Genomic DNA, 13,437 nt, shown 5'->3' with positions numbered 1-13,437 from the left:
AGGGCAACATTCACGCAGTGTTCTGCGGCCCCATGCATAAGGACTGAGCAATGAGTGCGCCACGGCTGACCGATACCAATCTGTACTTGCAACGCCTGGGATTCGACACAGCGCCGCCGCCGACGCTGGACACGTTGCGTCAATTGCAGCTGCGCCATACCGCTGAGTTTGTTTTCGAAAATCTGGCAACCATCAGCGGAGTGCCGGTGTTGATCGACCTGGTCTCTATCGAAGACAAGGTGCTACGGCGAGGACGGGGCGGCTACTGTTATGAGCTCAACCATTTGTTCTATGCGCTGCTGCTTGAACTGGGTTTTGAAGCGCGCGGCATCAGCGGTCGCGTGGTGATGAATCAACCGGAAGGCAGTTGGACGCCGCGCACGCATCGCTTGAGCCTGGTCACCATCGACGACACTCGCTATATCGCCGACGTCGGCTTCGGCGGCATGGTGCCAACGGCACCGCTGCTGCTCGACAGCGAAGATGAGCAATCCACTGCGCACGAACCCTACCGCATCGACAAGCAGACCGATGGCTACTTGCTGCGCGCCAAGGTGGCAGGAGAGTGGCGACCGATGTACCTGTTTGATCTGCAACGCCAGGAAGACATCGATTACACCGTCGGCAACTGGTACGTCTCGACCCATCCAGAATCACCTTTCGCCCAGCGCCTGATGGTCGCGCGTACCGGCGATGGCTGGCGCAAGACCCTGAACAACGGCAGTTTTGCCATTCACCCGATGGGGGCAGAAAGTCAGCGGCGCGAAGTGGCGGACGTCGACGAGTTGATGGGGTTGCTGCGGCATGAGTTTGATCTTCAGGTGCCTGAATCACCCGGCGTGCGACAAGCGCTGGCTCGGGTAATCGCGCCAGTACCGGTCTAGGGCTTCACGTCAGGCTCCAGCACGCGACGGATTTCGCCGATGGCTGCCGAGAGCTTTCGCTCGAGACTCTTGAGATCGGTAGCGGTGATGCCTTTCTTGAATTGCCCCGTCAAACCTGAATCGTCAGCGCGCTCCGGCTGGCGTGCGCCATCAAGCAGAGCATGGCGAAGGGTATTGTTGATCACAGTCTGGTAGCCAAAGCCTTCGGTTTCTGCGGCGGTGCGCGCCGCTTCGATCACCGCGTCATCAAGCATGATGGTGATGCGCGTCTTGCCCTTGCTCGGCGCTACTGCGCCGCGTTTGCCTGCAGAAAAGTCATATTCGTCTTTCATCGGTCAAGCCTCCTTAACTCCCGTCGTTAATAAATCCCACTGATTTCACTATGCATACATTATATGCATAAAAAAGAGCGCGACTTTACCGTCGGTCGCCGTGAACACTTCAGCCTAGTGGGCACTGGCGCGAACGCAGCGTGGATGTGTTGCCGGGTTTGTGGGCGCGAAAGCCGCGGGCCAGAAGCTTGGGTGGCTACCTAACCATTATGTGACCGATAAGTTGTATACAACTCTATGGACATTTGTCCTGATGATTGAATACAGTGTGCGCATAACAAAAACCAGGGAACCCCCCACCATGAAAACGCCCCATGTTTCACACCAACGGCCCGAGGACGAAAACCTCGGGGTCGGCGCGAATATGGCTTACGGCCTGCAACATGTTCTGACCATGTACGGCGGTATCGTTGCGGTGCCACTGATCATTGGCCAGGCGGCCGGTCTGTCGCCGGCGGACATTGGTCTGTTGATTGCTGCTTCATTGTTTGCGGGGGGGCTGGCGACATTGCTGCAAACCCTGGGTCTACCGTTTTTTGGCTGTCAGCTGCCGCTGGTTCAGGGCGTGTCGTTCTCCGGCGTGGCGACCATGGTCGCGATTGTCAGCAGCGGCGGGGAGGGCGGTTTCCAATCGGTGCTGGGCGCGGTGATTGCCGCCTCGTTGATCGGCTTGCTGATCACGCCCGTGTTCTCGCGTATCACCAAGTTTTTCCCGCCGCTGGTCACCGGCATCGTGATCACCACCATCGGCCTGACGCTGATGCCCGTTGCCGCACGCTGGGCAATGGGTGGCAACAGCCACGCGCCGGACTTCGGCAGCATGCAGAACATCGGCCTGGCGGCGGTAACGCTGGTGCTGGTGTTGCTGCTGAGCAAGGTCGGCAGTTCGACCATTTCGCGGTTGTCGATCCTCCTGGCCATGGTCATCGGCACGGTGCTGGCGGTGTTCCTCGGCATGGCGGATTTCTCCAGTGTCACCACCGGCCCGATGTTCGGCTTCCCGACGCCGTTCCACTTCGGCATGCCAACCTTCCATTTCGCCGCGATTCTGTCGATGTGCATTGTGGTCATGGTGACCCTGGTGGAGACCTCGGCGGACATCCTCGCCGTGGGTGAAATCATCGGCACCAAGGTCGACTCGAAACGCTTGGGCAACGGCCTGCGTGCCGACATGCTGTCGAGCATGTTTGCGCCGATCTTCGGTTCGTTCACGCAAAGTGCTTTCGCGCAGAACGTCGGGCTGGTGGCGGTGACCGGGATCAAGAGCCGTTTCGTGGTCGCCACCGGCGGCGTGTTCCTGGTGGTCCTCGGCCTGCTGCCGTTCATGGGCCGGGTGATTGCCGCTGTGCCGACGTCGGTACTCGGCGGCGCGGGAATCGTGCTGTTCGGCACCGTGGCCGCGAGCGGCATCCGCACGTTGTCGAAGGTGGATTACCGCAACAACGTAAACCTGATCATCGTTGCCACCTCGATAGGTTTCGGCATGATCCCGATCGCCGCGCCGAACTTCTACGATCATTTCCCGAGCTGGTTCGCGACGATTTTCCATTCGGGCATCAGCTCGTCGGCAATCATGGCGATCCTGCTCAACCTGGCGTTCAACCACTTTACGGCTGGCAACTCGGATCAGCAGTCGGTGTTTGCCGCAGCGGAAGAGCGCACCCTGCGTTATCGCGATCTGGCCGCGCTGCGCGAAGGCGACTACTTCAGCGACGGCAAGCTGCATGATTGCGATGGCAAGGAGGTACCGGTGATCGAGCCAGATGACCACGACCATGGGCATGGCGCGCCGAAGGTGCAGGTGAAAAGCAGCGAACATGTCTGACTGCTGCTGAATATAGAAGGGCCGATCTGGTTGTACAGATCGGCCTTTTCGTTTGCAGATTAAAAGATCGCGGCCTTCGGCAGCTCCTACATCGGGATCAGCGTTTCTTTGCAGGAGCCGCCGAAGGCTGCGATCTTTTGATCTTTTCAGGCGCCCACAAAAAAGCCCCTGAACCTTGCGATTCAGGGGCTTTGCTATTTGGCTCCACAACCTGGACTCGAACCAGGGACCCAGTGATTAACAGTCACTTGCTCTACCAACTGAGCTATTGCGGAATTGGTGCGTATGTTACTGATTCAAAAAGAGAAGTCAAGCGTCGCCTGGCGTTTTTTGCGTTTCGCCTGGACAGACGGTGTTTTGTCAGCGATTGGCGGTTACCAGAATGGCCTCAGAGGTCTACCATGGCAGCCCGGAAGTGGTCACACGCGCTGCCGGCCATTCGCCGCAAAGGTACGCGCCAATGATTGAAATCACTCGCAACACCGAGGTGCTCGCATGAGTACCGCACAGATCAGCCTGCCCAAAGGCATCGGCCCGCACGCCGAGAAACTTTTCGATGCCATCACCGGCGCCAGCACCGCCGAAGAATTGAATCGTGCCGGCGGCAAGGCCGAGGGTTTCGTGCTCGGCCTCGAAAGCAGCAAGGCCATCAAGAGCCAGATCGCCGAATCCCTGTATGTGATTTACGACGACGCCGCCGCTCAGCGCTCGGCCGAACTGGCTTAACTGCCGAAGGTGATCGTGCCGAGCATCAGCTTGGCATAGGCTGCCGTCGCCGCCAGTTGCACCAGCCACAGGGCCAGGCCGCCGAGGAATACCCCGGTGGCCACTTGCAGCACCAGGCTCTTCTCACGCTTGGCCGGGGCGCGCGGGATGAAATCATCCAGATCGTCACGGTCGGCGCGCAGGTTGTCGTTTTTCATGTGGCTTCTCTCAAAATTCTTGGGTGTACGCAAAACCGGTAGGAGCTGCGGAACGCTGCGATCTTTTGATCTTGATCTTGATCTTAAAAAACAAGATCAAAAGATCGCAGCCTCGTTTCACTCGTCAGCTCCTACGAGCTCCTACGGTTCTGATTTGTGTGCAGTCTAGAGGGTGTGGACATCTTTCCGGGACAAATAAAAACGGGAAGCCGTTCAAGGCTTCCCGTTTTTTGATCACGCGGCGAAATCAGATGACCTGCACGATCGCGTCCGTCACAGCCTTGATGTTGCTCTGGTTCAGTGCGGCCACGCAGATGCGGCCAGTGTCCAGGGCGTAGATGCCGAACTCGTTACGCAGGCGATGCACCTGTTCGGTGGTCAGGCCGGAGTAGGAGAACATGCCGCGCTGACGACCGACGAAGCTGAAATCGCGGCCCGGGGCTTTCTCTGCCAGCAGGGCAACCATCTGCTCGCGCATGCCGCGAATGCGCAGACGCATCTCCGCGAGTTCAGCTTCCCACTGTGCACGCAGTTCCGGACTGTTCAGTACAGCCGCAACGATGCTGGCGCCGTGGGTCGGCGGGTTGGAGTAGTTGGTGCGGATCACGCGTTTGACCTGCGACAGCACGCGCGCGCTTTCTTCTTTCGATTCGCTGATGATTGACAGTGCGCCAACACGTTCGCCGTACAGCGAGAACGACTTGGAGAACGAGCTCGAGACGAAGAAGGTCAGACCGGATTCGGCGAACAGGCGCACAGCGCCGGCGTCTTCATCGATGCCGTCGCCGAAACCTTGGTAAGCCATATCGAGGAACGGTACGTGTCCCTTGGCCTTGACCACGTCCAGCACGTTTTTCCAGTCCGTTGGGGTCAGGTCGACGCCGGTCGGGTTGTGGCAGCAAGCGTGCAGGACAACGATCGAGCCGTTCGGCAGGGCGTTGAGGTCGTCGAGCATGCCGGCACGATTTACGTCGTGGGTGGCAGCGTCGTAATAACGGTAGTTCTGCACCGGGAAACCAGCGGTTTCGAACAGCGCGCGGTGGTTTTCCCAGCTTGGATCGCTGATCGCCACGACAGCGTTTGGCAGCAGTTGCTTGAGGAAGTCGGCACCGATTTTCAGTGCGCCAGTCCCGCCGACCGCCTGGGTCGTGATGACGCGACCGGAGCTGATCAGCGGCGAGTCGTTGCCGAACAGCAGTTTTTGCACGGCCTGGTCGTAGGCAGCGATGCCATCGATCGGCAGGTAACCGCGCGAAGCGTGTTGAGCGACGCGAATCGTCTCGGCTTCGATCACCGCGCGCAGCAGTGGAATTCGCCCCTCTTCGTTGCAGTACACGCCCACGCCCAGGTTGACCTTGGTGGTCCGGGTATCGGCGTTGAATGCTTCGTTGAGGCCCAGGATTGGATCGCGGGGTGCCATTTCGACAGCGGAGAACAGGCTCATTATTACGGCGGCTCTGAATGGAGAGTGGAGGGACGTGTCGCGCTCCAGCCGAATGCACTAGAGCGGTGCACAAACGGGGAGCTAGTATAGAGGCCATCACCGCGCGATGGCGACAGGCGAATCGGCTTTTGCGGTAAGTTTTTCCGATTATTTCTTGACCGTTAGTCGATTGACTTTGTCAGAGTCTTTACCGGATGTAGGACGTTTGCCTTGAAAGGTCAGGCAATCGCCACCACATTAAGCACAATCCAGGTTTTTTCTTGCGCGACATCGGTCGTTTGCGGTCGTCCTCGTGGTGCTCCGTCTGACGCGGAACGCCACGATTCCAGAGGTGTGTATGTCGGAATTCCAGCTAGTCACCCGCTTCGAGCCTGCCGGCGATCAGCCGGAAGCCATTCGCCAGTTGGTTGAGGGCATTGATGCCGGGCTGGCGCACCAGACACTGCTCGGTGTGACCGGCTCGGGCAAGACCTTCAGCATCGCCAACGTCATCTCACAGGTACAGCGTCCGACGCTGGTGCTGGCGCCGAACAAGACCCTGGCCGCGCAGCTGTACGGGGAGTTCAAGGCGTTCTTCCCGAACAACGCGGTGGAATATTTCGTTTCCTACTACGACTACTATCAGCCCGAAGCGTATGTGCCGTCGTCCGACACCTTCATCGAGAAGGATGCGTCGATCAACGACCACATCGAGCAGATGCGGCTGTCCGCGACCAAAGCGTTGCTGGAGCGCAAGGACGCGATCATCGTCACCACGGTGTCGTGCATCTACGGTCTGGGCAGCCCGGAGACGTATCTGAAAATGGTCTTGCACGTTGATCGTGGCGACAAGCTCGATCAGCGTGCGCTGCTGCGGCGCCTGGCGGATCTGCAATACACCCGCAACGACATGGATTTCGCCCGGGCGACGTTCCGCGTGCGTGGCGACGTCATCGATATCTTCCCGGCGGAATCCGATCTGGAAGCGATCCGCATCGAGCTGTTCGATGACGAGGTCGAGAGCATTTCCGCGTTCGATCCGCTGACCGGCGAAGTCATTCGCAAGATGCCGCGCTTCACCTTTTATCCGAAGAGTCACTACGTGACACCTCGTGAAACCCTGCTCGACGCCATCGAAGGCATCAAGGTCGAACTGCAGGAGCGTCTCGAATACCTGCGCAGCAACAACAAATTGGTAGAGGCCCAGCGCCTGGAGCAGCGTACCCGTTTCGACCTCGAGATGATTCTCGAACTGGGTTACTGCAACGGCATCGAGAACTACTCGCGCTACCTGTCCGGGCGGCCATCCGGCGCGGCGCCACCCACGCTTTACGACTACTTGCCCGCCGACGCGCTGTTGGTAATCGACGAATCTCACGTCAGCGTGCCGCAGGTTGGCGCGATGTATAAGGGCGACCGTTCGCGCAAGGAAACCCTGGTCGAGTACGGTTTCCGCCTGCCATCGGCGCTGGACAACCGGCCAATGCGTTTCGACGAGTGGGAAGGGGTCAGCCCGCAAACCATTTTCGTATCCGCAACCCCCGGCAACTACGAAGCCGAGCACGCCGGGCGCGTGGTCGAGCAGGTGGTACGGCCGACCGGTCTGGTCGACCCGCAGGTTGAAGTGCGGCCGGCGCTGACCCAGGTCGACGACTTGCTCTCGGAAATTACCAAGCGTGTGGCGATCGAAGAGCGCGTGCTGGTCACCACGCTGACCAAGCGCATGGCCGAAGACTTGACTGATTACCTCGCCGACCACGGCGTGCGCGTGCGTTACCTGCACTCGGACATCGACACTGTCGAACGCGTCGAGATCATCCGCGATTTGCGCCTTGGCGTGTTCGATGTGCTGGTCGGCATCAACCTGCTACGTGAAGGCCTCGACATGCCGGAAGTGTCGCTGGTAGCGATTCTCGATGCCGACAAGGAAGGCTTCCTGCGTTCCGAGCGCTCGCTGATCCAGACCATCGGCCGCGCGGCGCGTAACCTCAATGGCCGGGCGATTCTCTACGCTGATCGCATGACCGGGTCGATGGAGCGGGCGATTGGCGAGACCGAGCGTCGTCGTGAGAAGCAGATCGCCTTCAACCTGGAAAACGGCATTACTCCGAAAGGCGTGTTCAAGGACGTCGCCGACATCATGGAAGGCGCCACGGTACCGGGCTCGCGCAGCAAGAAGCGCAAAGGCATGGCCAAGGCCGCCGAAGAGAACGCCAAGTACGAAGCCGAACTGCGCTCGCCCAGCGAAATCACCAAACGCATCCGCGCACTGGAAGAGAAGATGTATCAGTTGGCGCGGGATCTGGAGTTCGAAGCGGCGGCGCAGATGCGCGACGAGATTGCCAAACTGCGCGAACGATTGCTCACCGTTTGATTTTCATCGCCTGACCGGCCTCTTCGCGAGCACGCTCGCTCCCACAGAGCAATTGCCTGTCCCTGTGGGAGCGAGCCTGCTCGCGAATGGCCTTCACACAATCGCAAGGCCTTGGGGCATCTGGCTTAAATACCCTGCCCGCTGGAGCGGGGCCGGTGTCGCCTGTTACCATTCGCCGCTTGATTGTTCTGCTCTTCATTTTTTCGAGACATGCCATGACCACCGTCCGCACTCGCATCGCGCCATCGCCTACCGGGGACCCCCACGTAGGTACCGCTTACATCGCATTGTTCAACTACTGCTTTGCCAAGCAGCACGGCGGTGAATTCATCCTGCGCATCGAAGACACCGATCAGTTGCGCTCGACCCGCGAGTCCGAACAGCAGATCTTCGACGCCCTGCGCTGGCTTGGCATCGACTGGAGCGAAGGCCCGGATGTCGGCGGCCCGCACGGCCCATACCGGCAGAGCGAGCGCGGCGATATCTATCAGAAGTATTGCCAGCAACTGGTCGACATGGGCCATGCGTTCCCGTGCTTCTGCACCGCTGAAGAACTCGATCAGATGCGCGCCGAGCAAATGGCTCGCGGCGAAACCCCGCGCTACGACGGCCGCGCACTGCTGTTGTCGAAAGAAGAAGTCGCCGCGCGCCTGGCTGCTGGCGAACCGCACGTGATCCGCATGAAAGTGCCGAGCGAAGGCGTCTGCGTGGTGCCGGACATGCTCCGTGGCGACGTCGAGATCCCGTGGGATCGCATGGACATGCAAGTGCTGATGAAGACCGACGGCCTGCCGACGTACTTCCTCGCCAACGTCGTCGATGACCATCTGATGGGCATCACCCACGTCCTGCGTGGCGAAGAATGGCTGCCATCGGCGCCAAAACTGATCCTGCTTTATGAATACTTCGGCTGGGAACAACCAGAGCTGTGCTACATGCCGCTGCTGCGTAACCCGGACAAGAGCAAGCTGTCCAAGCGCAAGAACCCGACCTCGGTGACGTTCTACGAGCGCATGGGCTTCATGCCCGAAGCCATGCTCAACTACCTCGGCCGCATGGGCTGGTCGATGCCGGACGAGCGCGAGAAGTTCTCGCTGCAGGAAATGGTCGACAATTTCGATCTCAAGCGCGTTTCCCTCGGCGGGCCGATCTTCGATATCGAGAAATTGTCGTGGCTCAACGGTCAGTGGCTGCGCGATCTGCCGGTGGAAGAGTTTGCCGCCCGCGTGCAGAAGTGGGCGTTCAATTCCGAATACATGATGAAGATCGCGCCTCACGTGCAGGGGCGCGTCGAAACCTTCAGCCAGGTCGCACCGCTGGCGGGATTCTTCTTTGCCGGCGGCGTTAACCCGGATGCCAAGCTGTTTGAATCGAAAAAGCTCTCCGGCGATCAGGTTCGCCAGTTGATGCAGCTGATCTTGTGGAAGCTGGAAAGCCTGCGTCAGTGGGAGAAGGACAACATCACCGCGACGATTCAGGCGGTGGTGGATTCCCTCGAATTGAAACTGCGCGACGCGATGCCGCTGATGTTTGCCGCGATCACCGGGCAGGCCAGTTCGGTGTCGGTGCTTGATGCGATGGAAATCCTTGGCCCGGACCTGACCCGTTTCCGCTTGCGCCAGGCGATTGACCTGCTGGGTGGCGTGTCGAAGAAAGAAAACAAAGAGTGGGAAAAGCTTCTGGGCGCCATCGCTTGATTGCTTTTGCTTCTCTGTAGGAGCTGCCGAAGGCTGCGATCTTTTGATCCTGCCTTCGGCGTTTCTCCCGAATTTACGGGGGAGGGCGGTAAGTGATTGTTATCCCGACAAAAAATTTTGAAATTTTTCAAAAATAAGTTTGACAGGCTTTCGATACGCCCTTAAGATTCGCCCCGTCCTCAGCGATGAGGGGCTATAGCTCAGCTGGGAGAGCGCTTGCATGGCATGCAAGAGGTCGACGGTTCGATCCCGTCTAGCTCCACCAATTTACACTTCGAGGTCTGGCCACACCGGCCTTGAAGCGATCAACACTCAGCGTTGATCGGTTGTATAGAAGGGTTTGCGTCCCCTTCGTCTAGTGGCCTAGGACACCGCCCTTTCACGGCGGTAACAGGGGTTCGAGTCCCCTAGGGGACGCCAGTTTTACAGAAGTGATGTTGCAAGAGATCACTCCGCCGCGAGGCGAAAAATCCGGGGCTATAGCTCAGCTGGGAGAGCGCCTGCATGGCATGCAGGAGGTCAGCGGTTCGATCCCGCTTAGCTCCACCAATTTTACAGTTCAAGGTCTGGCCACACCGGCCTTGAATCGATCAGCTCTCAGCACTGATCAGTTGTATAGAAGGGTTTGTGTCCCCTTCGTCTAGTGGCCTAGGACACCGCCCTTTCACGGCGGTAACAGGGGTTCGAGTCCCCTAGGGGACGCCACGATTACCCGCTCTGCGGGATTTTATAAGGGTCATTCAATTATTGAATGGCCCTTTTGTTTGTCTGGCGTTTGGCCAACTCTCCATTTTCCTTACACTGTGCTTCAGACCAGCGGTCATATTCATGACTTGCGGAATATTATTATGCGAATAATATTCTAGTCGTAATATTCGGAGGCAACGATGAACGATAAAAAAGCTCAAACCCGCGAACGTATCCTCAAGGCTGCCAGCGCCGCACTGATCCAGCGTGGCCCGGCCGACCCGAGCGTGGGCGAAGTGATGGGCGCAGCCGGCCTGACCGTCGGTGGCTTCTATGCGCACTTCGAAAGCAAGGACGCAATGATGCTCGAAGCGTTCAAGCAGCTGCTGGGCCGGCGTCGCGATCTGATCGCCGACATGGATGCCGACCTGACCGGCGAAGAACGTCGCGCCTTGGTGGCTGCGTTCTACCTGTCGCGCAAACACCGGGATTCCAGCGATGCGGCGTGCCCGATTCCGGCCTCGATCGGCGAACTGGGGCGTTTGCCGGAATCGTTCCGCACTGCGCTGAACGAGCATCTTGAGCTGATGGTGGCGCAACTGGCTGCCAGTCCTGAAGACACCGACAAGGCCCTGGCCGATGTCGCGCTGATGGTAGGTGGTCTTGCGCTGGCAAGAGCGCTGGGTCCGGGAGAGTTATCCGATCGATTGCTGCGCGCCGCCAAGTCGGCGGTGCGTTGACCTGAAGGCAACAAGCCTGAGGAGAGTGCGATGAACGCGTTGAAGTGGGTTCGTGGCGTTAACGGTACCTTGGGCTGGTTTGCACCGAAACTGGTGGCGAGCAAAATGCGCCTGGCGTTCATGACGCCCCGCGCGCTTCCGCTGCGGGACTGGGAGCTGCCGCTGCTGGCGAGTTCCGAGCGCATCACTTTGCGCTTCGGCCTGTCGGCGCTGCGTTGGGGGCAAGGCCCTACGGTGTTGCTCATGCATGGTTGGGAAGGGCGGCCCACGCAGTTCGCTTCGCTGATCAATGCGCTGGTCGACGCCGGTTACACGGTCGTCGCACTCGACGGCCCGGCCCATGGTCGTTCGCCCGGGCGCGAAGCCAACGTGGTGCTGTTCGCCCGCGCCATGCTTGAAGCCGCTGCCGAGTTGCCGCCGCTGCAAGCGGTGATCGGTCACTCCATGGGTGGCGCCAGCGCAATGCTCGCCGTGCAATTGGGGTTGCGCACCGAAACCCTGGTCAGCATCGCCGCACCGTCGCGCATTCTCGGCGTACTGCGCGGATTCGCGCGCATGGTCGGCATGCCGCCGCGTGCGCGCTCGGCGTTCATTCGTCAGGTCGAGCAGGACGTCGGCATGCGCGCCGCGACGCTTGACGTTGCCCACTATCAACTGGATATGCCCGGCCTGATCGTGCACGCCGAGGACGACAACTTCGTCTCGGTCAAGGAATCGCAACTGATTCACGAGGCCTGGTTCGACAGCCGTCTGCTGCGCCTGGAGAGTGGTGGTCATCAACGGGTGCTGGCCGACCCTCGAGTGATTGATGGCGTGTTATCACTGCTCGCCGGTCGCAGCCTTCAGGCGCGCCAATCGGCCTGAGCTCCGTTACACTGCCCCGGTTGAAAACTTTGACCGGGAGTGGGGCATGGGCTGGGATCGGGAAACGCCGTTTACCATTGATCTGCAAGTAGGCGCCGAGGACATTGACGGGCTCGGGCACGCCAATAACGCCGTGTACGTGACCTGGCTTGAACGCTGCGCCTGGCGCCACTCGCAGCGCCTCGGCCTGGACCTGGTCGAATACCGGCGACTGGATCGGGCGATGGCTGTCGTCCGCCACGAAATCGATTACCTGGCCGCGGCCTATGAGGGTGATGAACTGCAACTGGCGACCTGGATCGTCGATTGGGATCAGCGCCTGAAAATGACCCGGCATTTCCAGCTCAAACGCCCCAGCGACAACGCCACCCTGTTGCGCGCGCAGACCACGTTCGTCTGCATCGAGCTGTCGACCGGCAAGCCCAAGCGGATGCCGGCCGAGTTCATCGAAGGTTACGGCCCGGCGATCCATATCCCGGAATCTGCTCAAATCTAACCTGTAGGAGTGAGCCTGCTCGCGATGGCGGTGTATCCGCCACGTATGCATCGCCTGGCACACCGCTATCGCGAGCAGGCTCACTCCTACAAGGGATCTGCGGTTTTGCGCGTAATCCAGTAAACTGCCGCACGTTTTTTCCTCAAGTAGTGTTTCCCCATGCAAATTGCTCTGGCGCCCATGGAGGGGTTGGTCGACGACATCCTGCGCGACGTGCTGACCCGCGTTGGCGGCATCGATTGGTGCGTGACCGAATTCATTCGGGTCAACGACCAGTTGCTCACCCCGGCGTACTTCCACAAGTTCGGCCCCGAGCTGCTCAACGGCGCCCGCACCGCGTCTGGCGTGCCGCTGCGCGTGCAGTTGCTTGGTTCCGATCCGGTGTGCCTGGCGGAAAACGCCGCGCTGGCCTGCGAACTCGGTTCTGAAGTGATCGACCTCAACTTCGGCTGCCCGGCCAAGACCGTCAACAAATCCCGCGGCGGTGCCGTGCTGCTGAAAGAGCCGGAGCTGCTCAATCAGATCGTCGAGCACGTGCGTCGTGCCGTACCGGCGCACATCCCGGTCACGGCAAAAATGCGCCTGGGTTTCGACAGTCCTGACGGTTCGCTGGTCTGCGCCACGGCGCTGGCCGAAGGCGGGGCGGAGCACATCGTCGTACATGCGCGGACGAAAATGGACGGCTACAAACCGCCGGCACATTGGGAGTGGATCCCGCGCGTACAAGACGTGGTCAAAGTGCCGGTGTTCGCCAACGGTGATATCTGGAGCGTCGAAGACTGGCGCCGTTGCCGCGAAATCAGTGGCGTCGAAGACATCATGCTCGGTCGTGGTCTGGTCTCTCGCCCGGATCTGGCGCGGCAGATCGCTGCCGCCCGCGCCGGCGAAGAAGTCGTCGAGATGACCTGGGCCGAGCTGATGCCGCTGATTCAGGACTTCTGGCTGCAGGCCAAAGCGCAGATGACCGCGCGCCAATCGCCCGGTCGCCTCAAGCAATGGCTGGCCATGCTGACGCGCAACTACCCGGAAGCCGCCGAGCTTTTCACCGTTCTGCGCCGCGAAACCGAGCCTGATCACGTCTCGCGTTTGCTCGGATTGCCGCTCGTCGAGGCCGCGTAAAAAATCTGAAAATAATCTCTTGAAATCAAAACAGCGGTCCCTATCTAAGGGGTACGCGATGCCGAATTCGGGT

12 protein-coding genes and 5 tRNA genes are annotated in these 13,437 nt (G+C 59.8%); 13 read left to right on the top strand and 4 right to left on the bottom strand.

Translation table 11 applies throughout. The features are described 5' to 3' along the window. Nucleotides 1-50 precede the first annotated feature (50 nt). Nucleotides 51-884 carry an arylamine N-acetyltransferase gene (locus tag DCO47_RS07275; RefSeq protein WP_116657804.1) on the top strand — a complete coding sequence of 278 codons (834 nt, stop codon included), beginning with the start codon at nt 51-53 and terminating at the stop codon, nt 882-884. On the opposite strand, the gene DCO47_RS07270 is transcribed toward DCO47_RS07275, so the two are convergent. Beyond that, entirely contained in the window at nt 881-1,216 is a 336-nt protein-coding gene (locus tag DCO47_RS07270; RefSeq protein WP_042609414.1) for a BrnA antitoxin family protein, read from the bottom strand. The two genes, DCO47_RS07275 and DCO47_RS07270, sit on opposite strands and share 4 nt — an antisense overlap. A 301-nt stretch (nt 1,217-1,517) precedes the next feature. Here DCO47_RS07270 and DCO47_RS07265 point away from each other — a divergent pair, with 301 nt between their 5' ends. Continuing rightward, nucleotides 1,518-3,041: a nucleobase:cation symporter-2 family protein gene (locus DCO47_RS07265; RefSeq protein WP_042609415.1), complete on the top strand. Its 1,524-nt coding sequence runs from the start codon at nt 1,518-1,520 to the stop codon at nt 3,039-3,041. 199 nt (nt 3,042-3,240) lie between these two features. On the opposite strand, the gene DCO47_RS07260 is transcribed toward DCO47_RS07265, so the two are convergent. Further along, nucleotides 3,241-3,316, bottom strand: a tRNA-Asn gene (locus DCO47_RS07260). A gap of 220 nt (nt 3,317-3,536) precedes the next feature. Between DCO47_RS07260 and DCO47_RS07255 the strand changes: the two genes are divergently transcribed. Further along, nucleotides 3,537-3,767: a hypothetical protein gene (locus tag DCO47_RS07255; RefSeq protein WP_042609416.1), complete on the top strand. Its 231-nt coding sequence runs from the start codon at nt 3,537-3,539 to the stop codon at nt 3,765-3,767. On the opposite strand, the gene DCO47_RS07250 is transcribed toward DCO47_RS07255, so the two are convergent. Beyond that, nucleotides 3,764-3,964: a hypothetical protein gene (locus DCO47_RS07250; RefSeq protein ID WP_016773917.1), complete on the bottom strand. Its 201-nt coding sequence runs from the start codon at nt 3,962-3,964 to the stop codon at nt 3,764-3,766. The two genes, DCO47_RS07255 and DCO47_RS07250, sit on opposite strands and share 4 nt — an antisense overlap. A 247-nt stretch (nt 3,965-4,211) precedes the next feature. Continuing rightward, complete coding sequence (locus DCO47_RS07245; RefSeq protein ID WP_083353170.1) at nt 4,212-5,408, bottom strand: amino acid aminotransferase; 1,197 nt, start codon at nt 5,406-5,408, stop codon at nt 4,212-4,214. Between the two features lie 337 nt (nt 5,409-5,745). Between DCO47_RS07245 and uvrB the strand changes: the two genes are divergently transcribed. The 10 genes from uvrB (at nt 5,746) to DCO47_RS07195 (ending at nt 13,364) form a co-directional block, all read left to right on the top strand. After that, on the top strand, nt 5,746-7,761 hold the full coding sequence (gene uvrB / locus DCO47_RS07240; RefSeq protein WP_042609418.1) for an excinuclease ABC subunit UvrB: 2,016 nt from the start codon (nt 5,746-5,748) through the stop codon (nt 7,759-7,761). A gap of 215 nt (nt 7,762-7,976) precedes the next feature. After that, nucleotides 7,977-9,458, top strand: coding sequence for a glutamate--tRNA ligase (gene gltX, locus DCO47_RS07235; RefSeq protein WP_116657811.1), 1,482 nt, complete (start codon nt 7,977-7,979; stop codon nt 9,456-9,458). 189 nt (nt 9,459-9,647) lie between these two features. Then, nucleotides 9,648-9,723: transfer RNA gene (locus tag DCO47_RS07230), tRNA-Ala, on the top strand. Between the two features lie 79 nt (nt 9,724-9,802). Next, nucleotides 9,803-9,878, top strand: a tRNA-Glu gene (locus DCO47_RS07225). Between the two features lie 53 nt (nt 9,879-9,931). Beyond that, a tRNA-Ala gene (locus tag DCO47_RS07220) sits at nt 9,932-10,007 on the top strand. Nucleotides 10,008-10,087: 80 nt separating this feature from the next. Then, nucleotides 10,088-10,163 (top strand) — tRNA-Glu (locus DCO47_RS07215). A gap of 182 nt (nt 10,164-10,345) precedes the next feature. Continuing rightward, entirely contained in the window at nt 10,346-10,885 is a 540-nt protein-coding gene (locus DCO47_RS07210; protein ID WP_116657803.1) for a TetR/AcrR family transcriptional regulator, read from the top strand. A gap of 30 nt (nt 10,886-10,915) precedes the next feature. Then, the gene (locus tag DCO47_RS07205) at nt 10,916-11,749 is read left to right on the top strand and encodes an alpha/beta fold hydrolase (RefSeq protein ID WP_016773922.1); all 834 of its coding nucleotides are present in this window, start codon (nt 10,916-10,918) and stop codon (nt 11,747-11,749) included. Nucleotides 11,750-11,795: 46 nt separating this feature from the next. Next, entirely contained in the window at nt 11,796-12,245 is a 450-nt protein-coding gene (locus DCO47_RS07200; protein WP_116657802.1) for a thioesterase family protein, read from the top strand. 159 nt (nt 12,246-12,404) lie between these two features. Beyond that, on the top strand, nt 12,405-13,364 hold the full coding sequence (locus tag DCO47_RS07195) for a tRNA-dihydrouridine synthase (protein ID WP_042609421.1): 960 nt from the start codon (nt 12,405-12,407) through the stop codon (nt 13,362-13,364). Nucleotides 13,365-13,437: the final 73 nt, after the last annotated feature.

Source organism: Pseudomonas sp. NDM (assembly GCF_003105095.1).
Taxonomy (GTDB): domain Bacteria; phylum Pseudomonadota; class Gammaproteobacteria; order Pseudomonadales; family Pseudomonadaceae; genus Aquipseudomonas; species Aquipseudomonas moraviensis_A.
Note: the sequence above shows the minus strand (reverse complement) of the source record. Positions and strands in the feature narration are given on the sequence as shown.